This window comes from Pseudomonas sp. NA-150, assembly GCF_044336365.1.
In the GTDB taxonomy this organism is placed as follows: domain Bacteria; phylum Pseudomonadota; class Gammaproteobacteria; order Pseudomonadales; family Pseudomonadaceae; genus Aquipseudomonas.
Genome location: NZ_CP172305.1, coordinates 1,672,688 through 1,698,999, shown reverse-complemented (window position 1 = coordinate 1,698,999; position 26,312 = coordinate 1,672,688). Strand labels below are relative to the sequence as shown.

General features: G+C 58.5%; 22 protein-coding genes. 12 read left to right on the top strand and 10 right to left on the bottom strand.

Annotated elements, in window-relative coordinates:
* Positions 1 to 73 precede the first annotated feature (73 nt).
* Positions 74 to 544: a cyanase gene (gene cynS / locus ACF0H7_RS08100; protein ID WP_397452245.1), complete on the top strand. Its 471-nt coding sequence runs from the start codon at positions 74 to 76 to the stop codon at positions 542 to 544.
* 233 nt (positions 545 to 777) lie between these two features.
* The gene (grxC, locus tag ACF0H7_RS08095; RefSeq protein ID WP_397452244.1) at positions 778 to 1,029 is read left to right on the top strand and encodes a glutaredoxin 3; all 252 of its coding nucleotides are present in this window, start codon (positions 778 to 780) and stop codon (positions 1,027 to 1,029) included.
* A gap of 533 nt (positions 1,030 to 1,562) precedes the next feature.
* On the opposite strand, the gene ACF0H7_RS08090 is transcribed toward grxC, so the two are convergent.
* Both ACF0H7_RS08090 and ACF0H7_RS08085 read right to left on the bottom strand, forming a co-directional pair.
* Positions 1,563 to 3,626, bottom strand: a complete 2,064-nt coding sequence (locus ACF0H7_RS08090; protein ID WP_397452243.1) for a pyridoxamine 5'-phosphate oxidase family protein — start codon at positions 3,624 to 3,626, stop codon at positions 1,563 to 1,565.
* A gap of 102 nt (positions 3,627 to 3,728) precedes the next feature.
* Positions 3,729 to 4,358: a glutathione S-transferase family protein gene (locus ACF0H7_RS08085; RefSeq protein WP_397453856.1), complete on the bottom strand. Its 630-nt coding sequence runs from the start codon at positions 4,356 to 4,358 to the stop codon at positions 3,729 to 3,731.
* 301 nt (positions 4,359 to 4,659) lie between these two features.
* Here ACF0H7_RS08085 and ACF0H7_RS08080 point away from each other — a divergent pair, with 301 nt between their 5' ends.
* Together ACF0H7_RS08080 and egtB are read left to right on the top strand one after the other, a co-directional pair.
* Positions 4,660 to 5,022, top strand: coding sequence for a DUF427 domain-containing protein (locus ACF0H7_RS08080; RefSeq protein WP_397452242.1), 363 nt, complete (start codon positions 4,660 to 4,662; stop codon positions 5,020 to 5,022).
* 164 nt (positions 5,023 to 5,186) lie between these two features.
* Positions 5,187 to 7,334 (top strand): ergothioneine biosynthesis protein EgtB, encoded by a 2,148-nt coding sequence (gene egtB, locus ACF0H7_RS08075; protein WP_397452241.1) that lies wholly within the window; start codon positions 5,187 to 5,189, stop codon positions 7,332 to 7,334.
* Between the two features lie 114 nt (positions 7,335 to 7,448).
* On the opposite strand, the gene ACF0H7_RS08070 is transcribed toward egtB, so the two are convergent.
* From ACF0H7_RS08070 to ACF0H7_RS08060, 3 genes are all read right to left on the bottom strand, one after another.
* Positions 7,449 to 8,306 carry an aldo/keto reductase gene (locus ACF0H7_RS08070; protein ID WP_397452240.1) on the bottom strand — a complete coding sequence of 286 codons (858 nt, stop codon included), beginning with the start codon at positions 8,304 to 8,306 and terminating at the stop codon, positions 7,449 to 7,451.
* A 35-nt stretch (positions 8,307 to 8,341) separates the two neighbouring features.
* The gene (locus ACF0H7_RS08065) at positions 8,342 to 8,479 is read right to left on the bottom strand and encodes a hypothetical protein (protein WP_397452239.1); all 138 of its coding nucleotides are present in this window, start codon (positions 8,477 to 8,479) and stop codon (positions 8,342 to 8,344) included.
* A 102-nt stretch (positions 8,480 to 8,581) separates the two neighbouring features.
* The gene (locus ACF0H7_RS08060; protein WP_397452238.1) at positions 8,582 to 9,799 is read right to left on the bottom strand and encodes an MFS transporter; all 1,218 of its coding nucleotides are present in this window, start codon (positions 9,797 to 9,799) and stop codon (positions 8,582 to 8,584) included.
* Positions 9,800 to 9,926: 127 nt separating this feature from the next.
* Here ACF0H7_RS08060 and ACF0H7_RS08055 point away from each other — a divergent pair, with 127 nt between their 5' ends.
* Positions 9,927 to 10,826, top strand: a complete 900-nt coding sequence (locus ACF0H7_RS08055; protein WP_397452237.1) for a LysR family transcriptional regulator — start codon at positions 9,927 to 9,929, stop codon at positions 10,824 to 10,826.
* Positions 10,827 to 10,859: 33 nt separating this feature from the next.
* A complete protein-coding gene (locus ACF0H7_RS08050) occupies positions 10,860 to 11,441 on the top strand; it encodes a TetR/AcrR family transcriptional regulator (protein WP_397452236.1) in 582 nt (193 codons plus the stop codon).
* A 20-nt stretch (positions 11,442 to 11,461) separates the two neighbouring features.
* On the opposite strand, the gene ACF0H7_RS08045 is transcribed toward ACF0H7_RS08050, so the two are convergent.
* Positions 11,462 to 12,475, bottom strand: coding sequence for a helix-turn-helix domain-containing protein (locus tag ACF0H7_RS08045; RefSeq protein ID WP_397452235.1), 1,014 nt, complete (start codon positions 12,473 to 12,475; stop codon positions 11,462 to 11,464).
* Positions 12,476 to 12,770: 295 nt separating this feature from the next.
* Here ACF0H7_RS08045 and antA point away from each other — a divergent pair, with 295 nt between their 5' ends.
* From antA to ACF0H7_RS08020, 5 genes are all read left to right on the top strand, one after another.
* Positions 12,771 to 14,159 carry an anthranilate 1,2-dioxygenase large subunit gene (gene antA, locus ACF0H7_RS08040; protein ID WP_397452234.1) on the top strand — a complete coding sequence of 463 codons (1,389 nt, stop codon included), beginning with the start codon at positions 12,771 to 12,773 and terminating at the stop codon, positions 14,157 to 14,159.
* Between the two features lie 2 nt (positions 14,160 to 14,161).
* Positions 14,162 to 14,653: an anthranilate 1,2-dioxygenase small subunit gene (gene antB / locus ACF0H7_RS08035; RefSeq protein WP_397452233.1), complete on the top strand. Its 492-nt coding sequence runs from the start codon at positions 14,162 to 14,164 to the stop codon at positions 14,651 to 14,653.
* A gap of 18 nt (positions 14,654 to 14,671) precedes the next feature.
* Positions 14,672 to 15,697 carry an anthranilate 1,2-dioxygenase electron transfer component AntC gene (gene antC / locus ACF0H7_RS08030; protein WP_397452232.1) on the top strand — a complete coding sequence of 342 codons (1,026 nt, stop codon included), beginning with the start codon at positions 14,672 to 14,674 and terminating at the stop codon, positions 15,695 to 15,697.
* Between the two features lie 234 nt (positions 15,698 to 15,931).
* On the top strand, positions 15,932 to 17,035 hold the full coding sequence (locus ACF0H7_RS08025) for an enoyl-CoA hydratase/isomerase family protein (RefSeq protein ID WP_397452231.1): 1,104 nt from the start codon (positions 15,932 to 15,934) through the stop codon (positions 17,033 to 17,035).
* 3 nt (positions 17,036 to 17,038) lie between these two features.
* On the top strand, positions 17,039 to 18,190 hold the full coding sequence (locus tag ACF0H7_RS08020) for an acyl-CoA dehydrogenase family protein (protein ID WP_397452230.1): 1,152 nt from the start codon (positions 17,039 to 17,041) through the stop codon (positions 18,188 to 18,190).
* A 59-nt stretch (positions 18,191 to 18,249) separates the two neighbouring features.
* On the opposite strand, the gene ACF0H7_RS08015 is transcribed toward ACF0H7_RS08020, so the two are convergent.
* Positions 18,250 to 23,541, bottom strand: coding sequence for a hypothetical protein (locus ACF0H7_RS08015; protein ID WP_397452229.1), 5,292 nt, complete (start codon positions 23,539 to 23,541; stop codon positions 18,250 to 18,252).
* A gap of 158 nt (positions 23,542 to 23,699) precedes the next feature.
* Positions 23,700 to 24,263, bottom strand: coding sequence for an NADPH-dependent FMN reductase (locus ACF0H7_RS08010; RefSeq protein ID WP_397452228.1), 564 nt, complete (start codon positions 24,261 to 24,263; stop codon positions 23,700 to 23,702).
* Positions 24,264 to 24,535: 272 nt separating this feature from the next.
* On the opposite strand from ACF0H7_RS08010, the gene ACF0H7_RS08005 reads away from it, so the two are divergent.
* On the top strand, positions 24,536 to 24,748 hold the full coding sequence (locus ACF0H7_RS08005; RefSeq protein WP_397452227.1) for a hypothetical protein: 213 nt from the start codon (positions 24,536 to 24,538) through the stop codon (positions 24,746 to 24,748).
* An 88-nt stretch (positions 24,749 to 24,836) separates the two neighbouring features.
* Here the strand turns inward: ACF0H7_RS08005 and ACF0H7_RS08000 are convergent, their stop codons facing one another.
* Together ACF0H7_RS08000 and dnaQ are read right to left on the bottom strand one after the other, a co-directional pair.
* A complete protein-coding gene (locus ACF0H7_RS08000; protein WP_397452226.1) occupies positions 24,837 to 25,412 on the bottom strand; it encodes a GNAT family N-acetyltransferase in 576 nt (191 codons plus the stop codon).
* A 27-nt stretch (positions 25,413 to 25,439) separates the two neighbouring features.
* Complete coding sequence (gene dnaQ, locus ACF0H7_RS07995; protein WP_397452225.1) at positions 25,440 to 26,198, bottom strand: DNA polymerase III subunit epsilon; 759 nt, start codon at positions 26,196 to 26,198, stop codon at positions 25,440 to 25,442.
* Positions 26,199 to 26,312: the final 114 nt, after the last annotated feature.

Genomic DNA, 26,312 nt, shown 5'->3' with positions numbered 1-26,312 from the left:
ATCGGTTCCACAGCAACCAACCACCCCTACTTTAGTTGCTTGATCTCCCCCCAACTGCACTGGAGTTACCGACATGACCCAATCTCACGCTTACCAAGATCCAAGCCTGGCCCTGACCACTGATATCCTCGCCGCCAAGGCCCGCAAAAACCTGTCCTGGCAGGACCTGACCGACGGCACTGGCCTCGGTCTGGCGTACCTGACCGCCGCCCTGTTGGGTCAACATCGCCTGTCGGAAGAAGTGGCGAAGATCATCGGCGAAAAACTCGACCTGACCGATGAACAAGTCGCCGGCCTGCAAATCATCCCGTTCCGTGGCAGCCTGCCAGGTGGCGTACCGACCGACCCGACCATCTACCGCTTCTACGAAATGATCCAGATCTACGGCACCACCCTGAAAGCCCTGGTCCACGAGCAATTCGGCGACGGCATCATCAGCGCCATCAACTTCAAACTCGACATCAAGAAAGTGTCCGACCCGGATGGCGGTGACCGCGCCGTGATCACCCTCGACGGTAAGTTCCTGCCGCTGAAGCCGTTCTAAGCCACACCCGCAACGCCCAAGTGCCTGAGCCCCCTCAGGCACTTTTTTTTGCCCGCTGAAAAGTGCCGATCTCCGGCCGCACATTTAGACGATCTGTCGCATGCACCAGACTATTTGCCGCCAATTGGATGACACTTCTCTCTAACATGGGAACTGTACCCAAGGCACATCACGCCTTGCCCCCCCTTTGAATCCATCCCTTTTTCAGCTATTCATTTTCAGGAGTGTTCGCCATGACCGAAGTCACCATGTACACCACCAGCACCTGCCCGTACTGCCGCAACGCCAAGGCCCTGCTGGCCAGCAAGAACATCAGCTACAAGGAAATCAACGTCGAGCTCGATATGAGCCGTCGCAAGGAAATGATGGCGTTGAGCGGCCGCCGTACCGTGCCGCAAATCTTCGTCGGCGAGCACCATGTCGGTGGGTTTGATGACTTGGCCAAGCTGGATCGCCAGGGACAGTTGATGGCGTTGTTTGCTTGAAGCTGAAACCAGCGTTTCAACACAAGAACACCACGACCGAAACAGATAAGCCTGATCAGAGTGAACAGGCTTATTTGTTTCGGTCGTGGTGCGTTTCGAAAGTATCCATAAACGCACTGCCTTAGCGTTCAGTGCAAGGCACACATCCCCCGGCACGCCGTGTAAAAACCTCGCACTGTAACCGCTTGAACCAACGGGATATCGCCAACTCACGCTGAGTCACGTGTACCGGCGGTGAAAACTCACCGGTCAATGAGCTCATGGTGTGAGGCAGCAAGAAAGCAACTTCGTATTCTGATTCTGTGTTCATCTCAATGCGCTCCGGATGATTGAATATTCAATACCCGTAGTTTCAGCACAAAGTGTCGAGCAGAGAATAGCCGTGGGGGTTACTGCTTAATTGCAGGAAGTGAAACGGTGGTGTTGCATCAAAACTGTAGGAGCGAACTTGTTCGCGAGGCGGCGAGTCAGGCAGCCCGAGTCGTTCCACTCGCCGACAAGTTGGCTCCTACAAAAGATCGCGCAATCAACTGTCAGATATCCAACACCAACGCCTCGCCGCCCTGCGCCGGCACCGCGCAACAGATCAGCACTTCATCGTCCGGCAACGGATCGGCGGGCATGTTCAGGTAATGCACCCGGCCGCTGATCAAGCGGGTTTTACAGGTGCCACACGAGCCGCCGCGACAGCTGTATTCCGGGTTCAAGCCACGGCTTTCCGCCAGTTCCAGCAAGGTGCCGCCACCCGGTTCCCAACGTGCCTCCTTGGCCGAGGTGGAGAACAACACCTTCACCGGCTCGCTCGCGGCCGGCACTTGCTCCAGCGCTGGCACCATGGTTTGCAGATCGCGGATCAGCATCGACGGGCCGAAGGTTTCGGCATGGATGCGATCATCGTCGATACGCAATGCGCGCAGGCCGTCGTACAGCGTCTGGGTGAAACTGCTGGGGCCACAGAGGTAGAAGTCGTAATCGTTAAGCGGCAACAAGGCCTTGAGCAATTCGATGTCGATACGCCCCGCCAGTTCGAAACCTTCGCCTTCGCGAGCATGGGTTTCCGGTTGGCTGAGCAAGCGCAACGCCCGCACATCGTCGCCGCCACGGGTGGCGAGTTCGATGATTTCGTCATGAAATGCCAATTCGGCCAGGCTTCGCGCGCTTTGCACGAACCAGGTTGGCCGGGTGCGACGGATGCGTTTTCCTTCATACACCACTTCACGCAGCATCGATAAAAGCGGCGTGACGCCCACGCCCGCCGCCAGCAATACCAGTGGGCGCTCCTCATCAGCATCCACCGTGAAATGCCCTTGAGGTGCACGGGCTTCCACCAGGTCACCTACCCGCACGGTGTCGTGCAAGTGGGATGACACCGTGCCGTCGCGTTTCACACTGATGCGAAAGAACGCGTCTGACGGCGCGCTGGATAAACTATAGGTACGGATCGAAGGCGATTTTTGACCTTCCAGCAGGAAGCGTACCGGCAAATGCTGTCCCGCTTCAAAGCGCGGCAGACCGGCGCCGTCAGTCGGTTCGAAATAGAAGGAGCGAATGCTCTGACTTTCCTCAATGATTTCCGTCACCCGAAATGGGCGCCAGGTATCGCGCAACTGTTCGGCCTGCAAGCGCGCAGCGGTCTGCTCCCAACTGCCGGTCATTTCACTGTTGGGCGAAAACGCCTGGAACTGCCAATGCGACGCCAGCGCTGCCGGACGCCGCACCACCTTCTCGACCTGCACCCGCCACAGGCGTTCGGCGCCCTGGAAGGCCTGGATCTGTGGATCGTCAAAAATCACTTCGGCGCGGCCACTGACCTGCAGGACATCGCCGGTAGGGAAATCGATGAACAACAATCCGGCGACCGGGTTGATCAGGAAATTGCCGAGGGTATTGAAATGCAGGTTCCCGGCGAAATCGGGAATCATCAGACAGTCGCCGTCGACTCGCACGAAACCGGCATTGCCGCCGCGGTGGGAAACATCGACACCGCGGGTCGCCGGATCGCCATCGATATCGGCGTAGCTGGCGACGAAAAAAGTGTCTGCCTGGCGAATCATGTCGGTTGCGGCAGCATCGAGATGATCAAGAAATTCCGCGTCAGGCGTCAGGCGATGATCGCCATCAGGCGCCCGCTCGATCTGTCGTAATTGAATGTACTGCGGACAGTTGCCGAACGCTTGATCCACCGAAATCACCAACCCGCTATCCGAGATCGAGGTCACGTGACCATTGAGCCGATTGCGCCGCCGGGTGATCAGGTCGATGCCCAACATGCCCACCGGCGAACCGTTGCGCAGGTGCGCGCCAGCCGGGTCGTTGGCGCCAGGCAATGCCTCGAACTGCAGGGTCTTGGGGTCGGGGGAGTGAGCGAAGCCCGGCGGGCCTTCAAGCAACGTCGCCCAGGGAAAGCCCTGATCATCGACAGTGCCCATGAATACGTAAGGAAGAATTCGATAAAAGTTACGGTGCTGGTCTGGCATGTGGTCGCGAACGACCCTGCGGCCGAACACCTCCATGCTTTCCGATACACCGACCCATTCCTGGCAGTACTTTTCACCGGCATGCCAGGGTGAGCGGCTTTGATCGCCAGGCTCATTCATGATGGCTCTCCATGCAAGGAGGAAGGCACCTCATCGGCCTGCCTTTGGGCGAAGCCGAGAAGGCTCCGCAGCCCGTCGACCACGGGCTGTGGAATCTGCGACTCAGGCGGCTTGCAGGCCAGTCGCTGTGCGTTGCATCGGCACGAAGCCAGAGAGTGCTTCGACACGGGCCAGCCAGGCTCGCACATTCGGGTAGTCAGCCAGTGAGACGTTGCCTTCCGGAGCGTGGGAAATATAGGTATAGCCTGTAACGTCAGCCAGGGTCGGCTCATTACCGACGAGGTAGTCGTGACCTGCCAACTCTTTTTCGACCACTTTCAGCAGGTCATGGGAGCGAGCGATGGCATCAGCCGCGTCGTAGCCGGCACCGAATACCGTGATCAGACGCGCAGTGGCCGGGCCGTTGTTGATTTGACCGGCGGCAACCGACAACCAGCGCACGACTTGCGACAACGCCACTGGTTCGCTCGGCAGCCAGCGGCCGTTACCGTACTTCTGTGCCAAATAGACAATGATCGCGTTGGAGTCAGCAAGGATTGTCCCGTTGTCATCGATAACCGGCACCTGACCGAACGAATTCATGCTGAGGAAATCAGGCTGTTTATGGGCGCCGTTGACCAGGTCAACAAACACCAATTCGACAGGCAGCCCCAGCAAGGACAGCATCAACTCGACACGGTGAGAGTGGCCGGACAGTGGGTGACGGTACAGTTTGATGGCGTTGGACATGATGGACTCCGCAAGATGAGTGACGAGTGGTTCAATGTTGTTTCAGCGACCGCCGGGGGTTGCCGCTGCTGAAGGAGCCATAGTCCTCCCGCTTGCCAAACTGCAGAATCACCAGCTTTGACAATCCAGCATTTCATCCTGCGCAATAAACAGTTGTTGTTGCTTGCCCCCCTTGAAATTCGATCTTGACAGCACAAATACGAGCGTACATATTAAATCACTTGAAATAATATGGTCATCCATATTTTGTCTATTGAAGCGTCTACTCTGTCTCGAGTCTCCCCTCATCGCGCAAGGACTTACTATGAAAACGCCAGGTCCCGATCACCCGATCACCATTACTCCCTTCCAGGGCCGCGTCACCGTGCGCTTCAAAGGCGTGATGGTCGCGCAGTCCGACAAGGCCCTGACCCTCAAGGAATCTTCTTACCCGGAAGTTTTTTATATCCCACGCGCTGATATTCAGATGGAACATTACGCGCGCACCGAACATCAAACTCATTGCCCCTACAAGGGTGACGCCAATTACTTCAGCCTGAACGCTGCGGGTGAAACGGCGGAAAATGCTGTCTGGACCTATGAAGACACCTACCCGGCGGTGGCACAGATCAAGGGGCATGTTGCCTTTTATGCCAATCAGGTGACCTTCGAAACCGAGGCTGCGTAAGACGTTTCACTGTCTATGCCGTCTGTTTTCCCGGCCGGACCAAGGCGTACTCGCGCCTTGGTCCTGTGTGTTCATGAAACTAACGCAATAAGCCCTGCATGCTTTGCACCGCACTACGCATCGGCAGACCAGCTGTTTGACGGATTCACCGGAGAAAAAACCTGATGACCAGTACCTCCAGCGAGTTACGCGACCTCCCCGCCGGTAACGCTCTACTCAAGCGCTATCAGACAACCCGCAGCCGGACCGAGAGCTTGATCGCGCCGCTCAGCCCCGAGGACATGGTCGTCCAGTCGATGCCGGACGCCAGTCCCGCGAAGTGGCATATGGCGCACGTGACCTGGTTCTTCGAGACCTTCCTGCTGACCGGCAATGTGGCGGACTACACGCCGTTCGATCCGACCTTCGGTTACCTGTTCAACTCCTATTACGAAGCGGTCGGACCGCGTCATCCCCGGCCCCAGCGCGGCTTGATGACGCGACCGGGTGTCGATCGGGTGCTGGCGTACCGCAAGTACGTCGATGAACACATGCACGCGCTGCTGCAAGCCACGCTACCGGCAGCTATCAGCGATATGGTGGAGCTGGGCCTGGCCCATGAGGAGCAGCATCAAGAGCTGTTGCTGATGGACATTCTGCATCTGTTCAGCACATCGTCGCTGAAGCCTGCTTACGACCCGCGTTGGCCCAAGCCAGTGTCCGGACGTAGGGGCCGGTTCAAGCCGCTCAAGGGCGGCCTGACCGACATTGGCCACAAGGGCAAAGGTTTTGCCTTCGACAACGAAGGCCCGCGCCACACCACCTATTTGCAGCCGTTCGAGATCAGTGACCGGCTGGTGACCAATGGTGAATGGCTGGCGTTCATTGCGGACGGCGGCTACAGCAAAGCCAACCTGTGGCTGTCAGACGGCTGGGCTACGGTGCAGGCCAACGACTGGTATGCGCCGGTCTACTGGCAGCAGGATGAAAATGGCTGGCAGCAAATGACCCTGCGCGGCCTGGAAGCCATCGACCCCGCATCGCCGGTCACCAACATCAGCTATTACGAAGCGGCGGCTTTTGCCCATTGGGCCGACGCGCGCCTGCCGACCGAAGCCGAGTGGGAAGCTGCGGCGCAAGCCGGCCTGCTGGAACAGGTGGATGACGTCGCGTGGCAGTGGACGCAGACTGCGTACAACGCCTACCCAGGATTCCGTCCGGCCAACAGCGCCGTGGGCGAGTACAACGGCAAGTTCATGATCAATGTCATGGTCTTGCGTGGCGGCGCCAGCATCACCCCGGCGGATCATTCCCGCACCACCTACCGAAACTTCTTCGGCCCGGACAAGCGCTGGATGTGCGCCGGTTTGCGCCTGGCGCGGGATGCCCGTCAACCGGGCGCGGTGAACAATCACGACAGCCAGTTTGGCCGTGATGTGGTGAACGGTCTGTCGGCACCGACGAAAAATCTGTCGCCGAAGTACTTCTACGATGCGGCGGGTTCCGAGCTGTTCGAAGCCATTTGCCAGACCCCCGAGTACTATCCGACCCGAGCTGAAACCGGCCTGTTGATCGATGTGGTCCAGCAGATTGCCAAGACCATTCCTGATGGCGCGGCCTTGGTGGAGTTCGGCAGTGGTTCCAGTGAAAAGACCGGTTTACTGCTGGATGCGGCACCGCAGATTGCCTTGTATGTGCCAATCGATATCAGTGCCAATGCCTTGAAAAAGGCCGCCGCCTTATTGAACAAGCGCTACCCGAAACTGAAGGTTGCACCACAGGTCGACGACTTCAGCCGCGCCTTGCAATTGCCGCCGGAAGTCGCGGGTCATACCTGCGTCGGCTTTTTCCCAGGCTCGACCATCGGTAACTTCAGCCACAAGCAGGCAGTGAAATTCCTGCGTTCGGCCCATGGTCTGCTGGGGGCGGGGGCGCACTTCATTGTCGGCGTGGACATGGTCAAGGAGCCCGAGATTCTGGTTGCGGCGTATGACGATGCCGAGGGCGTTACCGCACGCTTCAACAAGAACCTGCTGACCCGCATCAACCGCGAGCTGGATGGCAACTTCAACGTCGACGCGTTCGATCACCTGGCGCTGTGGAACGACATCGACGAGCGCATGGAGATGCACCTGGTCAGTCGCTGCGAGCAAGTGGTCAAAGTCGCCGGACACACCTTCCACTTCCGCGATGGCGAACGCCTGCACACCGAAAATTCGCACAAGTTCACGGTGGAGTCCTTCACCGCACTGGCGGCGACGGCGGGATGGTCGGTGACTGATTACTGGGTGAGCGAGGCGCCGCAGGTGGGATTGTTTAGCCTGAAGGGATAAGCAACATAGATCCCTTGTAGGAGTTGCCGAAGGCTTCGATGCGGTGTGTCATTAAAACCGCTTCGCAACCTTCGGCAGCTCTTACAGGGACTGTGGTGTGTCAGCGATACCGCATCAAGCCGCGTTCAATGCCTTCATCTCTGCATCGGTCAGCTGAATCTCCAGTGCCGCTATGTTCTCTTCCAGATGCTTGACCTTCGACGTCCCCGGAATCGGCAAGATGATCGGGCTGCGCTGGAGCAACCAGGCCAACGCGATCTGCCCCGCCGTGGCGTTATGCGCCTTGGCGATGGTGTCGACCAACCCACCAGGTTGGGTGAGGTCGCCGGCGGCCAGCGGGAACCATGGGATAAAGCCGATACCTTGCTCTGTGCAGTGATCCAGCACCGCTTCACTGCCACGGTCGATCAGGTTGAAGCGGTTTTGCACCGTCGACACCGTGAACACCTGCGACGCCGCTTTGACGTCGTCCACCGACACTTCACTGAGCCCGACGTGACGCACGATGCCTTGATCGATCAGGTATTTGACCGTCGCGAATTGCTCATCACGCGACACCTTCGGATCGATCCGGTGCAATTGCCACAGATCGATCTGCTCGACGCCCAGACGTTTGCAACTGTCCAACGCCTGCTTGAGCAAGTATTCGCGGTCGCCGCGTGGCGCCCACTGATCGGGACCGCTGCGAGTCAAGCCAGCCTTGGTCGCCACCAGCAGTTTGGCGCCATAGGGATGCAGCGCTTCACAGATCAATTCTTCCGAGACATTCGGACCGTAGGAGTCGGCAGTGTCGATGAAATTCACACCCAACTCCGGCAAACGCCTGAGGGTACGAATCACCTCGTCATGGTCGGCCGGCGGGCCCCAGATACCGCGCCCAGTAATGCGCATCGCACCAAACCCCAGCCGATTGATTTCGAATTCGCCACCGATCTTGAACGTGGCAGGCGATGTTGCGTGAGCTGTGGACATCGTGATCTCCAATGGAAAAGCCAACCCTTCGAAAACTATCGGGCACCAAACGTGTTGTGCTTGAACAAATGACTCTGACCAACGGGAGCAGCACGCCAGTAAGGCGGCACGGCATCGACCGAGGCGCCCGGTTCAGCGGCGGCATACCAGGCCCAGCGAGGATCGTAGAGCATCGCCCGAACCAGCGCGACAACATTGGTTGCCAATGTTCAGGCTACGCAGGGTCGAAGGCGAAAAAAGTGCGCTGTGGGTAGGTGACTTCGGACTGAAGCGGATTAACGGGTCGCCAATGCTTCAGCGAGACGCTTGTTGTTAACGCCGAAACTGGCGATCAGGAACAGGCTGAGCAAGGCCAGTACCGCGCCGGTCCACAGGGTTGCCGGCACACCGACATGATCGACCACCACCCCGCCACCAAACGAACCCAGCGCAATTGCCACCTGAAAGCCCATCACCAACATGGCGGAACCGGCTTCCGGCAGATCAGGCGCGGTCTGTTGCAGCCACAGGCTCAGGCACAACGGAATCGCGCCGTAGGCCACACCCCACGCCAGCACGGCCAAGGTCACACTCGGGGCAGAGCTTTGCAGCAAGGGCATCGCCACTTCGGCCACCATCAGCAGGACCACCATCCAGAACAGCGACGCTTGCAGGTTTTTCGCCGCTGGCCCCGAGATGGCAAAGTTGGCAATCATGCCGACGATGCCGAACCCGAGCAGGATGGCGCTGATCATCGACAAGCTAATGACCCCGCCCTGAGCCAGGAAAGGTGCGATGTAGGTGTAGGACGTGAAGTGCGCCCCAATTACCAGCAACACCAACAGCACGCTTTTACGTGGATTGCTCCGACGCAGCAGTGTGCGTAATCCACTGATACTCACCGAGCCTTTCGACGGCAAAGCCGGCAACAGAATGGCCTGGGCGATCAGGGCGACTGCGGTCAGGATGCCGGTGGCAATGAACGCTGCGCGCCAGGAAAACAGGTTGCTGAGGAAGGTACCAAACGGCACCCCCAGCACTGTAGCGAAGGTGATCCCGCCAAAGATCATGGCCATCGCCTTGGCCGCCCGGCTTTCCTCCACCAGGCGCCCGGAGGCCGCCAGCGCCACGGTCCAGAAACCGCCCAACGCCATGCCGAGCAAGGCCCGACCGATCAGCATCACGGCAAAGCTGGTGGAAAACGCCGAGATCAGGTTCGAGGCCAACAACAGTACTGACAGCGCAAGCAGGATAAAACGGCGGTCGAGGCGGCCAGCGCCGAACATCATCGCTGGCGCGGAGATCGCCGCCAGAATGCCCGGAACGGTCACCATCAAACCGGCGGTGCCGTCCGAAATGTGCAGGTCATTGGCGATCTGCGGCAGCACGCCCACGGGAAGGTATTCAGTGGTGACGAAGGCAAAAGCGCCCACCGCCACCGAGACCACGGACAACCACGAACGCAGGGGTGACAACTGAGTGTCGACAACCGCTGACTGATTTGAGCTAGACATAAGGCGCTCCTTAAAAGTAAGGACGCCAGATTAGGGCTCAGCACTTCAACGAAAAATAGGCTAGTGTTCCGAACATATCGGACATGAAAGTCCGGAGTAGCAGACGACGCGCAGGTGGGGACAGGCATTGGACAGTTTGAGCGGCATCAGTATTTTCGTACAGGTCGCTGAGACCCGCAGCTTCACCGAGGCGGCGAAACTGCTGGATGTGTCGTCATCGGCGGTGGGAAAAAGCATCGCGCGGATGGAGGAACGTCTTGGTGTACGCCTGTTTCACCGCAGCACGCGCAGTATTACCCTGACCGCCGAGGGGGCATTGTTCCTTGAGCGCTGTCGGCGGATTCTGGGTGAAGTCGAAGCGGCGCAGATGGAACTGTCACATCTGTCGGCAGCGCCCCGAGGCAAATTGCATGTAAGCATGCCACTGCTCGGCGAGCTGATGATGCCGGCCATGGCCGGTTTCATGCAGCGCTACCCTGATATCGAGATGGATATCGACCTGTCCGACCGCATGGTGGACGTGATCGAAGAGGGTTTCGATGCCGTGATCCGCACTGGCGAACCTCAGGACTCACGGCTGATGTCGCGGCAGATCGGCAAATTCCGCCTGGTGTTGATCGCCTCACCGGATTACTTGAAACGCCGCGGCGTGCCGCAGCATCCCCGGGATCTGGAGCACCATGCCTGCCTGCTGCACAAGTTTCCGGCCACCGGCAAGATCGAGCACTGGCCGCTGCAGACACCCGACGCGACGCCCATTCCGACCCTGACCAAAACGGCAGTCTGCTCCACCACCGAAGCGCAGCTGTACCTGGCCAAACAAGGCATGGGCATCGCCTGCATTCCGGATTTCGTGGTGCGTAAGGCGCTGGCTAAAGGTGAGTTGCAACTGGTGCTGGACGATTACGTGGTGCACAGCGGTGCACTTTGGATGTTGTGGCCGTCCAGTCGCCACGCATCGCCTAAGCTAAGGGCGCTGATCGATTACCTGAAAGACAACCTGCTGACTCAGATAGCGGACAAATAGACTTTCAATATGTATGGGCATATTATTCCGGCCATGGCTAAACCATCACATCGCGAAAAAATACTGACTGAAGGTCTCAAGGTCGTCCATCAACGTGGCTTCGCCGGCGCCAGCGTGCGCGATATCGTGCAAGCCGCGGGCGTGCCTCAGGGTTCATTTACCAACCACTTCGTTTCCAAGGAAATGTTTGGGCTGGAAATCCTCGACCTTTACTTCGTCAACACCCAACCGACGCTCGACGAGACCTTGCTCAACGAGGCGTTGTCGCCCCTGGCGCGGCTGCGCAGCTACTTCGACTGGCATCAGCAGTACCTTGAGTGCGGCTGCGTCAAGATCGGCTGCCTGTATGGCAACTTTGCCGCCGAAGCCAGCGAACACAGCGACATCATCCGCGCGCGCCTAGTGGAAATCTTTGCCACCTTGCAGGACATCATCAGCCATTGCCTGACAGCAGCGCTTGCTGCGGGTGAAGTGCGCAAGGACCTGGATTGCCAGCAAACCGCGTGCTTTATCGTCGCCTCGCTGCAAGGCGCGATGCTGGTGGGCAAGGCACAACGCACCACCGCATCGATGCAGAGTTTGACCCAGATAGTGTTTGGGACTGTGTTGGCCTAAAGATAAAGCCATGCGGTGTATCAGAACGATTGCATACGCCGTGCTTCATTGCGCTGCAACGTAGCACTTGGGGTTTCGCCGAACAGCTTGCGGTACTCACTGGAGAAACGCCCCAGGTGAGTAAACCCCCAGCCCATGGCGATCACTGAAATATTGCGCGCCGAACGGTCTTCGAGCATTTCCTGACGCACCGCAGTCAGCCGGTACTTCTTCAAGTAAGCCATCGGCGACAGGGCGAAGTACCTTTTGAACTCGTCGAACAGTTTGAAGCGCGACACCCCCGACGCCCGTTCGATATCTTCCAGGTGCACATCTTCCCGCGCATTGGCGTGCAAGTAGGCTTTAGCCCGCAGCAAGTAAGACGGCAGTTTAACGCCCATCAACTGGCGCAACTCTTCGGAGTAGTTGTTCGGTTGGGCAAGGATAAGCCCCTTGATCAAAGCACTTTCAATGTCCCGGCTGAACAACGTCTGATCGTACAGATCATGGCTGTTTTCCAGTTCACCCAGGTGATAACGCGCCAGGCGCCACCAGGACGCCGAGGCACCGTTGACCGCGTCCATCACCGACTCGAAACGCAATGGTGTTTGCAGCGGACGTTGCAGCATGTCTTCGAGGGTCTGACGCATGGCGGTCTGGGTAATCGCCACCTGCACCTTGCGGCAATTGCCGGCGATGGTCAGCTCCTGGCTGTCGTCCGGTGACAGGATCAAGCCGTGCTCGGCATCGGAATACAGCCGATCGCCGCCCAACAGTAACTCCTGCGCGCCCACCATTGGCAGGCTCAAGCTGTAGCAATTGAGGTGCTCGACGTCTTCGACGCTGATGGTCACGTCGGTGCCGTACTCGATCACCCCAAGGGTGGTCGACATTGACTTGAGGACGTTGCCGGTGTGATGAAAATGGATGCGCTCGGGGCTGCTGGTCTTCAGCAAGTGCGGCCCGCAGATCGCGGACATCCACGCGCGCGCGCCCGCCAGGTCATAGCGGTCGACACGAATATCTCCAGACTGGACGCCAGGTTTGCTGTTCATCACGGGCACTCACGGCTTCAGGTGCGTTCTAGCGACGCGTTTTTGAATAATGACAGCAAACCGCGTGCCGCCAAGGGGCAGAATGCCTTGTTGGCTATTTAGTGGATAGGTTTGGCTGATTTTCCGGATAACTGGCGAGAAGTGAGCAGAGGGTCCGCCACATATCAGTGCCTGCCGTGGGTCATTTGGTAGCGCTTCCTACATGGATAGCCATCACCCACTAAGCGGATAGCCCCGTTTTCCCGCAAGCCGTTCAATGACCTCACGGATTCACCGATGCCTGAGGCCTATAACAATGCACAGCGAAAAGAGTGTCACCGACTGGAAAAGCTTCATTGAGGGTTGTCTGGATTTTCGTCCGGTAGAAGGCGTGTTTCGCGTCGCCCGTGACATCTTCACCGAACCTCAGTTGTTCGATCTGGAAATGGAACTGATCTTCGAGAAGAACTGGATCTACGCCTGTCACGAAAGCGAAATCGCCAACAAGCACGACTTCAAGACGATGCGCGCCGGCCGTCAGCCGATGATCATCACCCGCGATGGCGAAGGCCAGCTCAATGCCTTGATCAACGCCTGCCAACACCGTGGCACCACCCTGACCCGGGTCGGCAAGGGCAACCAGTCGACCTTCACCTGCCCCTTCCACGCTTGGTGTTACAAAAGCGACGGCCGTCTGGTCAAGGTCAAGGCGCCTGGTGAATACGATGAAGGCTTCGACAAGGCCACGCGCGGCCTGAAGAAAGCCCGGATCGAAAGCTACAAGGGCTTCGTCTTCATCAGCCTCAACGTTAACGGTACGGACAGCCTGCAAGACTTCCTTGGCGACGCGAAGATTTTCTTCGACATGATGGTCGCGCAATCGGCCACCGGCGAACTGGAAGTGCTGCCCGGCAGCTCCAGCTACACCTACGACGGCAACTGGAAACTGCAGAACGAAAACGGCCTGGACGGTTATCACGTCAGCACCGTGCACTACAACTACGTGGCCACGGTGCAGCACCGCCAGCAGGTCAATACCGAGAAAGGCACCAGCAGCGGCGACACCCTGGACTACAGCAAACTCGGCGCCGGCGATGCCAATACCGACGACGGCTGGTTCTCCTTCAACAACGGTCACAGCCTGCTGTTCAGCGACATGCCCAACCCGGCCGTGCGCTCCGGCTACACCACCATCATGCCGCGCCTGATCGAAGAATATGGCCAGGACAAGGCTGAGTGGATGATGCACCGCCTACGCAACCTGAACATCTACCCGAGCCTGTTCTTCCTCGATCAGATCAGCTCACAGCTGCGCATTATTCGCCCGGTGGCGTGGAACAAGACCGAGATCATCAGCCAGTGCATCGGGGTGAAAAACGAATCGGACAAGGACCGGGAAAACCGTATCCGCCAGTTCGAAGATTTCTTCAACGTCTCCGGCCTCGGCACCCCCGATGACCTGGTGGAATTCCGTGAAGCCCAGCGGGGTTTTCAGGGCCGCCTTGAGCGTTGGAGCGACATCTCGCGCGGCAGCCACAAATGGGTCGAAGGTCCTACACCGAACAGCGAAACCCTGGGCATCCGTCCGACCTTGACCGGCACTGAATTCACTCATGAAGGGCTTTACGTCAACCAGCACAGCCACTGGAAAAAATTCCTGATCAAAGGCCTGGAAGCGAAATCCCTGACACTGCGTGAGGTGTGAAGATGAATCTTGAATTGCAGTATCAGATCGAACAATTGCTCTACCGTAAATCCGAACTGTGCGACGCCCAGGACTGGGATGCCTACATCGCACTGTTCGACGAAAACAGTGAGTTCCACCTGCCGCAGTGGGAGTCCGAGCACGTCCACACCACCGACCCGAAGCGCGAAATGTCGTTGATCTACTACGCCAACCGATCGGGCCTGGAAGATCGCGTGTTCCGCCTGCGCACCGGCAAGTCGGCCTCGTCAACGCCAATGCCGCGCACCCTACACATGATCAACAACGTGCGCATCGCGCCACTGGACGACGGGCACCTACAGATCAAGGTCAACTGGAACACGTTGTACTATCGCCTGGCCACCGCCGAGCAGTTCTTCGGCCGCGCCACCTATCACCTCAAGCCCGCTGGCGACAGTTGGAAGATCACCCGCAAGCACGTGGTGCTGCTCAACGACACCATCAATTCGGTGCTCGACTTCTACCACCTTTGACTCGCGGGACACTGGACCATGACACACAAGGTCGCGTTTAACTTCGCTGATGGCAAAACCCTGTTTTTTGCCGTGCAGCCCAATGAAATCCTGCTCGATGCCGCGTTGCGCAGCGGCATCAACATCCCGCTGGATTGCCGCGAAGGGGTATGCGGCACCTGCCAGGGGCGTTGCGAATCAGGCGATTACACCCAGGAATATGTCGACGACGAAGCACTGTCGGCGCTGGACCTGGCGCAACGCAAAATGCTCAGTTGCCAGACCCGGGTGCAGTCCGATGCCTCGTTCTATTTCGACTTCGCTTCCAGCCTGTGCAGCGCCGTGGGTCCTGCCCTGCAACGCGGACGGGTCAGCGCGGTCGAGCAGGTGTCGCCCAGCACCGCGATCCTGCATGTGGACGCCAGCGCTGATGGGCAGCGTCTGGACTACCTGCCGGGGCAGTACGCGCGCTTGCAGATTCCGGGCAGTGAATCAAAGCGCTCCTACTCGTTTGCCAACCAGCCCAACGCCACCAATCAGTTGCAGTTTCTGATTCGTCTATTGCCAGACGGGGTGATGAGCAACTACATCCGCGAGCGTTGTCAGGTCGGCGACGAGATCAGTTTCGAAGCACCGCTGGGGGCGTTTTATCTGCGACACGTGAATAAGCCGCTGCTGCTGGTGGCGGGCGGCACCGGATTATCGGCGTTGCTGGGCATGCTCGACGACATCGCCGACCGTGGCGGCTGCGGCCAGCCGGTGCATTTGTACTATGGCGTGCGCAATGCCGAAGACCTGTGCGAAACCGCGCGGATCGAAGCCTACGCCGAACGCATTCCGGGCTTCCGTTACACGCCGGTGATCAGCGACGCCAGCCCTGGCTGGGAAGGCAAGCGCGGCTACATCACCGAGCATTTCGACAGCGCTGAACTGCACGACAGCCCGTGTGACATCTACGTCTGTGGACCGCCGCCGATGGTGGAGTCGATCAAGGTCTGGCTGCAGGACCAGACGCTGGACAGCACCCGGCTGTATTTCGAAAAATTCGCGGAAAGTAATACCTGATACATCCAGCCCTCTGTAGGAGCTGCCGCAGGCTGCGACAAGGTCCGAAGGGCCTTCATACGGCTGCTGCGCAGCCGATCGCAGCCTTCGGCAGCTCCTACCCCCAAGCAAAAACGCAAACCCTCCCTGCAGGATTCCTGATTGTCTTTTGCAAATTCCCGCTGTTAGCATCCAAAGTGACATTTCTCGCGCAAGCCCGAGAAAGCAGAACAATAAAGAATCAGGGAGATAGCCATGAGCAGTCAGATTTTATCCCCCCGCCATCAGGACGCCGACGGTAACGACATGCCCGATGCCGTTCTGGCCACGGTGCGCAATCACGTCGGGCATTTGACCCTTAATCGCGCGATGGGCCTGAATGCGCTGACCCTGGACATGGTCCGTGCCCTGCAAGAACAGTTAGACGCCTGGGCGGTGGATGACGAGGTTTACGCCGTCGTCCTGCGCAGTAACAGCGAAAAAGCCTTCTGCGCCGGCGGCGATATCCGCTCGCTGTACGACAGCCACAAGAACGGCCAGACCGTGCACCTGGACTTTTTCTTCGAAGAATATGCCCTCGACCTGACGATTCATCGCTACCGCAAACCGGTCATGGCATTGATGAACGGCTATGTGCTCGGCGGTGGCATGGGCCTGGCACAAGGCGCCGACCTGCGGGTGGTCACCGAACGTAGCCGGCTGGGCATGCCGGAAGTTGGCATCGGCTATTTCCCTGACGTAGGCGGCAGTTATTTTTTGCCGCGAATACCCGGTGAAGTGGGGATTTACCTGGGCGTGACCGGCGTGCAAATCGGCGCCGCGGATGCCTTGTATTGCGGCCTGGCGGACTGGCATTTGAACAGCACGTTGCTGCCGCAACTGGACAAGGACCTGGACCATCTGACCTGGAACGGCAACGCCCTGCACGATCTGCAAAGCTTGTTGGCGAAGCACGGTGTTCAGCAATTACCGAACGCACCACTGCAAACGCTGCGCCCGGTCATCGACCACTTCTTTGCTTTGCCGGACGTGAAGAGCATCGTTGAACAACTGCGCGCCGTGAGCATCGCCAACAGCCACGAATGGGCGCTGATTACCGCTGACCTGATGGATACCCGCTCGCCACTGGCCATGTCCGTCACCCTGGAAATGCTCCGACGCGGACGTCATCTGCCGCTGGAAGCCTGCTTCGAACTGGAGCTGCACCTGGACCGGCAATGGTTCGAACGCGGCGACTTGATCGAAGGCGTGCGCGCCCTACTCATCGACAAGGACAGAAACCCCCAGTGGAGTCCACCGACCTTGCGGGCACTCAGCCCTGAATACGTCGCCAGTTTCTTCATCGGCCATGAGGTGTAAGCCATGCACGACCTTGAACTGACCGAAGAACAGGTGATGATTCGCGACATGGCCCGCGACTTCGCCCGCCATGAAATCGCGCCCCACGCTGCTGCCTGGGAGAAAGCCGGCTGGATCGATGATGCGCTGGTGGCCAAGATGGGCGAGCTGGGTTTGCTCGGCATGGTGGTCCCCGAGGAATGGGGTGGCACCTATGTCGACTACGTGGCCTACGCGCTGGCCGTTGAGGAAATCTCCGCGGGTGATGGCGCTACCGGCGCGTTGATGAGCATCCACAACTCAGTGGGCTGCGGCCCGGTGATGAACTACGGCACCGAAGCGCAAAAACAAACCTGGCTGGCAGAGCTGGCCAGCGGCAAGGCCATTGGCTGCTTTTGCCTGACCGAACCCCAGGCCGGCTCCGAAGCGCATAACCTGCGCACCCGCGCCGAACTCAAGGACGGTGAATGGGTGATCAACGGCGCCAAACAATTCGTCAGCAACGGCAAACGCGCCAAGCTGGCGATTGTGTTTGCGGTGACGGATCCGGAGCTGGGCAAAAAAGGCTTGTCGGCGTTCCTGGTGCCCACCGATACGCCGGGCTTCGTGGTCGATCGCACGGAACACAAGATGGGCATTCGTGCGTCAGACACCTGTGCGGTGACGTTGAGCAACTGTCGTATTCCCCAGGCCAACCTGTTGGGTGAGCGCGGCAAAGGCCTGGCCATTGCCCTGTCCAACCTCGAAGGCGGGCGCATCGGCATTGCTGCACAAGCCTTGGGCATCGCCCGCGCCGCCTTTGAAGCGGCGTTGACTTACGCCCGGGAACGGGTGCAGTTCGACAAGCCGATCATCGAGCACCAAAGCGTCTCGAACATGCTGGCCGACATGCATATGCAACTGAACGCCGCGCGCCTGTTGATCCTGCACGCCGCGCGTCTGCGCAGCGCTGGCAAACCCTGTTTGTCGGAAGCCTCGCAGGCCAAGCTGTTCGCGTCGGAAATGGCGGAAAAGGTCTGCTCCAAGGCCATGCAGATTCACGGCGGTTACGGTTATCTGGAAGATTATCCGGTGGAGCGTTACTACCGGGATGCGCGGATCACCCAAATCTACGAAGGCTCCAGCGAAATTCAGCGACTGTTGATTGCCCGGGAGTTGCGCCACTACACAGTCTGATTGCCGAAAGGCTGTGGTCCGAGTTGTGCAACGTTCAGCTCGAACCACAGCCACTCCCGCTATACCGCGGTCGAGCGAGAGACCGACAAGAAGCTTTCGCGTCCCAACAACAGAATCAGCAATGTCAGCGAGTCGGCGTTACTCAAGATAACGTCACTGCGCTTGGCACCGTCGCTTAGAAAAACCCGCCGTGCATCGTCCAGATCGCGCTCACCGGTCAAGCGCAACACGGCCTGTTTGGCTGACCCATCCTCATCTTTCAGGTCTCGCCAGTTGTTATCTTCAAAGGTCTGGAACAGCGCGTCGGGTTGGGTCCGATGCGACAGCGTGCGTTGTTGCAGGCGTTCGATTTCCTGTTTTATACGGACATGGTGCGGTGACTGATCAGCCAGCAGGTCGAGATACGGAGACGAGGATTCTACGTAGGCGATGTCATGGGTATCGCAGGCCAGATGGGATACCTCGTGAATCAGCGTCGCAGCCCGATAGTGAACTTCTTCGTTGAAAACGGCTTGCCCCGGAGCGGGAGCCTTGAGCCTGTAAGCGGGCATCCGGAAGAAGCGCTCGGACAGGTAAATTCGCTGCAAGGGATCGCCTTTGACCACCAACGCCGTGGTGTCCTGATACCCGCTTCGATTAGTGCCCACGACAAAACGCGACGACGACCAGGGTGAAAGGCTTGGGTCAGTCATCGCGGCAAACAGTGTTCTGAGCAACTGCTGAATCTTGCCGATTAGCGCTGCGCTTGGTGTTTGCACGCCGAAGAACTCGGCGATGATTCGCGTTGCCTCGGCGTTCAGTGCAACGTCTGACTGTCCGGTGTTCAGGTTATCCATCGCCGTTTCCAGATAACGTTTGGCTTGCAGGTGTGCCTGACCGATTCGACGCGCCTTGTTGATGTAGTTCAGGCGGATCTCATGCATGCCCTCGGCCTCCACAATAAACTCGAGTTCGATCTGAGCACTGCTGGCGGCGGTACTGACGCGGGTGAGTGCACCGCCACCGCCGCGAAGCCTGATATCCAGTGCCCATTGCTGAGTGTCTTGTTTTAACTTGATCCAGGGCCCCTTCGACTGGCCCCTGATAATTCTCAGCCTGGGGCCGGCCTGATCCACCTGATAAACCTTTCCATCGACAGCGGCGTAGCGCCGCAGCGTGCGAGGGTCGCGATAGACATTGAACAACTCATCGCGCTGCAGATCGCTCAAGGCAAGATCGTCTACTTCGAACTGTTGCAGCCGAGTCTGGAGTTCAGGGAGCAGTTCCCCAAGGCGCAGCGTGAACTGGCTTTCAGGTTGCTCCTCTGTGGCTTGCGCGGTTTCGGTTTCGGTTTCGTTGTCGTGCTCGATGGCGTCTTCCGCCACTCTGGAGGCAGCCAGGACGCCGAGTGCCGCAGAAAACTCCGACACGGCCTTGCCCCAACGATGATTGGCGGCGGCCGTGAGCGCCTCCCGGACCAGCGTCTGGCTTTGCCAGGCCGCAACCGCCATTCCAAGCTTGCCCGGAAGAAACGACAAGGCCTGTTCCGCGAACAATGTCATGACATAGCGAAAGGAGCTTTGGTTCGCTTCCCTGGAACTCATCGTGTATTGCTTGATCAAGTCCTGAAAGACTTTCACGGTATCGGTAAAAAAATGATGCAACGCGTTTCCCTGCAACAGTGTTGCAGTGTCTAACGTCACCGGCCCCGGGACGGAGCCAGGCAGCCAGGCCGAAACACTTGGCAGTACCTGTGAAAACCAGGACAAATGCACGCTGGAAAATCCACCACTGGCGTAACGCGCGCGTACACCAGGCTCAACACGTTGCAACACAAGCGTTTGAAGGATTTCTGACTCGCGAAGGTCCTTGAGCAACGCGTCCTGATCGGCGTATTCCTTAAGGCTGAAACCCTCATGCAAAATGGCGTACAAGATCTGCGGCCCCGCCTTCGCATCGCTCGGGCCGATTAAATAAAGACCGGAAACGCTATCGGGCACCATGTCCGGGCTGGCAATCAGTTGCAATGGACGTAGGACAATGTCCTGATCGTCGATGGGCAAACGGGCAATGTTGTCGGGCATATCCGCGACGCGTTCGACGAAACGATAGGCTGTGGCTGTCAGCTCTTTGGTGAGTTTCATCGCAAAGGCCTTCAGAAGCAGCAGCGCCGGCGCCTGTCGAATGAAGTCGTTGCGTCGAGTCATAAATCCCGGATCGGCAGGGTCGAACTTCTGTGCCAACAAGCGCCGAAACGCTTCGCCGATATCGAGTTGACGGACCACCGTTATCACGTACTGCGAGGTTAATCCGGCCGGCATGGACGGCTTATCCAAGGTCGACACACTGAGCACAACGTCCTGAACATCGAAAAAGCGATTGATCGCATAATCGGTCAGGCTTTCGCTGTAGGTAATCGTTGCCGCCGCAGTCATAGAAGGTGTCTGACCCAAAGCGCCCGGAAGCGTGGAGGCCGACGTGGAGGTAATGTAGCGTTTGAAGGTGATTTGAATGTTGTCCGGATCCAGAGATTCACTGGGGAACGCTTTGCTCAACTCCGCCAACAGGCAATCGCGGGAGTAGGCATGCAGGCTCGGGATACCGACCATAAAGTCGTGGGTGGGGTCGTTGGTCAAATAGAAGCGCTGAAAAATCGCTTTGAATGTCAGCAGGTCCCAGGTTGAAGCCAGTCGTAACCAGTCTGGAATCAGCACTTTGAACAGCTCGTTCTGAATCCTCAAGGACAGCCCGGACAACGCTTGACTGATGCAATCATCGGCCTCGGCCTCACCCAGCAGGTTGGCAAAGGAGGTGGCATCGAGCCGATGCCGTGTCGCAAATTGACCGGCCTGCTCAATGCCCCGGTATTGTCGAGTCCACTCCATTTGCTGCAGATGCCGGATAAAATGCCCGTCTACACGTTGCGTGGCGATTTGGATCTGACGCTGCCCCCCCGCCTTTAGCCAGACGCGCAGCCGATGCTGATCGCTCACTTGGAAAAGACCCAGCCACGACGCCTGACGCACCGATTGCGTCAACCTTTGACCGACAGCGTATTCGAGCTGACTGCGCGTATCGAACACTTGTAACGCCTGCAGCGGCGACCAGAACAACCACTTGCTCGCGAACTGTGCAGGCCGATTAAGGATGAACGCATTGCTCATCCGCACTGCCGGCTGCAAGGGGTCATAGATCACCGACACCTGGTAAACCTCTGCGGCCAGAGTGCCCAAAGAACGGCGTAAACTGCGCTCCGGCAGGTTCAGCACCTCCTCCAGCATATCCAGGGCATTGCTGTCGACCTTTCCCAAACGCCGTTGCAGCGACAGCTCCAGACGCAGCAAGTCCTCACGGATAAAACTGGATAACGCCCCGGCATCTAACTGGGTGTCGACGTCGCGAAAGGGTCGGGTGTAGAAGCGTTGTACGTGAGTGCCATAGGTCGCAGTGAACCGGTCGCGAATCCGCGGCACGATGAGGTTGAGTAGTGCCGGCGTCAGCTGTGCGATGGGGCTTGCGACACTGTCGGCCGGTAACTTTAAGAGCGCTCGGCTGGCGTCAGCCAAGGACCCGGTGCGACGGCCGCTGATCAACTCCAGCGTCAGGTCGATCAGGTCGACCACTTCCGGCATCGGGCTTTCCATAGCCGGTATTTCGCTACCGTCGAGCAGCTGGACCTGCACATACCTGACGTCCAAGGGCGTTGCGCAGATCACGGCCAGGTATCGATTCAGTTCGTCCCTCACCCACGCAGCGACACCCGGATGCGCACCGCGGACCCACTGATTGTATTTATCCAGCGAATCCGCTTGGTCCATCCACGACAGAGGAACCGATACACGCCTATCCGCCGCGGTTTCGCCTTGTTCCGACGGGGTGTACGGCGTCAACCAGACCTTGTCGAATGCGACGCGCTCTTCGCTCCAGCGCCCGCCTCCGGCAGTGCGCAACAACCGGTGATCCAGCAACGGGCGAATATCCAGAGCGTCATCAATCATGACGGTCATACGGGTGCGGTCTTGGCGCGGCTGCTTCAGGGCAAATGCCAGATTGCGTTTTTGCAGCGCAATAACTGAGTCGGCGCGATCAACGAACAGCTCACGCTCGATCGCGTCGAAGCGCACGTGCAAGGCCCCGCCGCTGCGCAGCATCGCGTGATCATTCAATGAAGAATGATCCAGCAGCTCAGCACTCCCGGCCGCAGACTTGAAAAACCCATCCAGCGCGTCCCGCCCCGTCAACCGGCTCAACCCATTGATCGATGAGTACAGCAAGGGAGTAGACGTCGTATCGCCAAGGAAACTAATCAGAAACATGCCGGCAAGCTTGACCGGCTCCTGACCATCGATCTCGACAGACAGTTTTTCGACACGCAGGCGAACAAGACGGTGCTCGCTAGCCAGATACTGCAACGAGCGCAGGCGTCGAAACTCTTCGACCGTGAGCATCTTGCTCTGAAATTGTGTGAGCAGTTGCAGGCGGAAGGCCTGCGCCAGCCATTCTGTTGCGTACTCACGCCGACTACGGCCATCGCTAAGCGACGCATCCCAATAAACGGCAAGCTGTTCTTCATACGTCAGTGACAGCGCCTGGACTGCGCTGGACAAGGCTTGTCGATAACGTAATGACTGTTCACTATCCAACACCAGGCCTTGAGTGCTGAGGAAGTAGCGCCCCAAACGAGCATCCAGCGTTTCCCCGGAACATTCATCCAGAGCGGCGTCGAGCAGCGTTTGCAAGCCTACGACCGCAGGTACTTCGGTGGCCGCCAACGAAGCGGGCGGGATCTGTACGATCTGCAGTAACCGGGTCTGAGGATCGGTAGAGGTACCTGCCGTCAACGCATCAAGTCGTGGTTTTAGCGCATGGCAGAGCGTGGCCTGCAACGAAGGCAGTAGCAGTAACTGCCGGGAGAGCTGCAACAGATGCCCGGCCTGCTGATCGATGATCGCGGCTCGGCATTGTATGAACGGATCGCCATCGATTTTTTCATATTCAAGGGACGTGCTTTGACGTGATATCGAGTCGTAGCGCTCCACCAGACATTCCAGCAACTGCTCACGGTCGTCGAATTGCTCCACGCCGAAAGACAACGTGCTGAGATACACCCGCTTATCGTCGGCGACCGTATGGCTGATCAGCAGCGCCGTAGCCACCTCGGCGTCGAGCTGCAGCGGGTCAGCAATCAACAGCCTGTCGACACGCGGTGCATCGCTGGAGTCCGTCGCAGTGGCCGACGTGTCGAGCAAGGTCCGCAGCCACTGGCTTTCCTGGTCATTGATAGCTTCGGCGCGAACCGCGTCCTTAAGGTCATCGTCGAAGCGCTGACGAAGAGATTCGAGGTGAAAGTACGGTTGTTGGGCGGATGACATGGCAAGCTTCCTTTTGCGCTGAAAATCCTGCATGTACATAACCCGTACACGCAGGATCGAGAGTGAAAAGGCAGCTTAGCGACAGGTCTTGCCGAGCCTGCGCTACATAAATCAACCGCGAGCGGGAGGTCCCGGCGGGGCTGACGACTGATCGGTTATCACGCCGTCCTTTGCTGTTCGACCCACGCCGCATAAGCGGTGATGAAGGTCTGCAGGAACGGCTTGGTCTGCTCGGACAAGGTGCCCGCCGCATCGAAGAACGTGCCAAAGTTGCCCATATAGGCTTCCGGCTGCTGCATGCACGGTACGTTGAGGAAGACCATGGACTGACGCAAATTGTGGTTGGCCCCAAAACCGCCCACCGCCCCCGGCGACGCACTGACCACCGCGGCAGGCTTGCCACCGCCCCAGGCACTTTTGCCATAGGGGCGAGATCCCACGTCGATTGCATTTTTCAGCACCCCCGGCACCGAGCGGTTGTATTCCGGGGTCACGAACAAGAACGCGTCGCTGGCGATCAACTGCTGACGGAAAGTGGTGTAGGCCGCTGGCGGCGCATCCTTGTCGATGTCTTCGTTATAGAGCGGAAGATCGCCGATTTCGACGATTTTCAGCTCCAGGTTACTGGGTGCCAGCGTCGCCAGTGCCAGCGCGATTTTCCGGTTGACCGAGTCTTTTCTCAGGCTGCCAACGACCACTGCAATCTTATAGACCTGGCTCATGAAGGTATCCGCTTAGTGATGAGAGAGGTTTCAGTTATAGATGACCGGGACCCACTTTGTGCGCGATTGTCCACGGAACATGCAGGAAACAGCGGCCTAGACTATTTTTTCGACAGCGGCAAACTCGCCTCGCAAACCACGGTCTGAGACACAGGAAGGCTGATTCGACCTCCGTTCGTCCAGACTTACCTTACGAGCGGGCGTAGACTGTCGCCGCGCAGTGTTAGCATGTCAGCGCAAATGAGCGGTTATCTTCAGAGGTTACAAAGCAAATGGCTTCAGTTCTCGTTGGACAGTTTCATGCAAGAGATGCGGAAGGCCGTGTCTACTCGGTGCATGAATTCCAGGAATCAGAGCCGGATGCGGCTACCGGCACGGAACGTGTTTCCACCTATCGTCTGGCCATTGGTGACCGAGTCAACCATTTGGGCGGCGACGACTTCGAACTGCTGCAGTCCGGCGTCAAGATGACCCGTACTCCCTGATTCAGGGAGCGGGTTACCTCGCTACACGTCCTGTACGCCGCTTGAACGTCAGATTGCCTTGACGGCAGGCGGTGAATACAGCTGTTTTTTATTCAGGCTGATGGCTTTCTGCCTGATCAAAGATCAGATACCAGAAAATCGCCATTTCCCGGCTACCGGGATCAATCGCGCGATAGAGCAAGTGATCGACTCCGCCTACCACATAACCGCAGCGTTCATAGAGTTTGCACGCGGCCAGGTTATTGTTCTGTGTTTCGAGCATGATCCCGGGCAGGTTGCGCTTGCGACTCCAGAATTGCGCGACCTCCAGTAACGAGCGGGCCACCCCGCTACGTCGTGCCGAGGCGTCGACCGCCAGCTCATCGACATGGGCAAAGCCATTCCAGTGGGTGCTCAAGATGATGTGGCCGACGGCGCGCTCATCCAGCCAGGCCACCAGCACCGCGCTGTCGGCGCCTTGGCGATAGTGGCTGAACTCCTGAGCGTCGATGCCATAGTTTTTGCTGTAGGGCTCGACCCGCTCCACCGGCCACTGCGCGACACGCTGCCCGACCTGCGCCTGGGCGTAGCCACTGACCGTGAAGCTGAATTCGCTGTTGAGGATGTAGTCTTCGAAACACTCGTCCGCGACGCGAATGGAGAGTGCCGGGTCTGGTCGCGTCATGGCACCCCCTTGGCTGGACAGATCGGGTTATTGAGCTGTCTGTGCTTCCAGCAACTGCACCCATAACGCAGGCGCGCCGGCGGCTTTGGCAATGGCTGCCATGCGCCCATCGTGCTCGGCCATTTCGCTGTCAGTGGCGAGGATGACCGGCGCCGGTTTGCGGCCGGCCGGCAAGCGGCGGATCTCCGAGGCGGTGTTGCCCGAACCTTCGCCCGAACCATTGCCGTCGCTGGCGTTGCCGGCCAGGGACAGGCTGGTCTGCCCGCCGGTCATGGTCAGGTAAACGTCGGCGAGAATCTCGGAGTCGAGCAGTGCGCCGTGCAGCTCACGGCCGGAGTTATCCACGCCGTAGCGTTTGCACAAGGCATCGAGGCTGTTGCGCTGGCCGGGGTGACGCTCACGAGCCATCGCCAGGGTGTCGAGGATGCTGCAGTGCTGCGTGATGTCGGCCTTGTCGTGCTGCCCCATCAACGCGAACTCGTTGTTGATGAAGCCAACGTCGAACGCCGCGTTATGGATGATCAGCTGCGCGCCGTTGATGAACTCGAAGAACTCGTCCGCGACTTCACTGAAACGGGGCTTGCCGACCAGGAATTCATTGGTGATGCCGTGGACGCCGATAGCGCCCTCGTCGCTTTCGCGGTCCGGCTGCAGGTACACGTGAAAATGCCGCCCGGTGAGGCGACGGCCGATCAACTCGACGCAACCGATCTCGACGATCCGGTGGCCGTCGGTGACGGGCATACCGGTGGTTTCGGTATCGAGTACTACAGATCTCTGGACCATAAGCTGTGAATTCTCAACGCTTGAACACTGCACAAGCGCAGAATTTTAGCATACCCCGGCGGGCAAAATCGTCCTCGTGAGACAACCCCCGGTCGCTGCCGGTTTCGCAGGGGG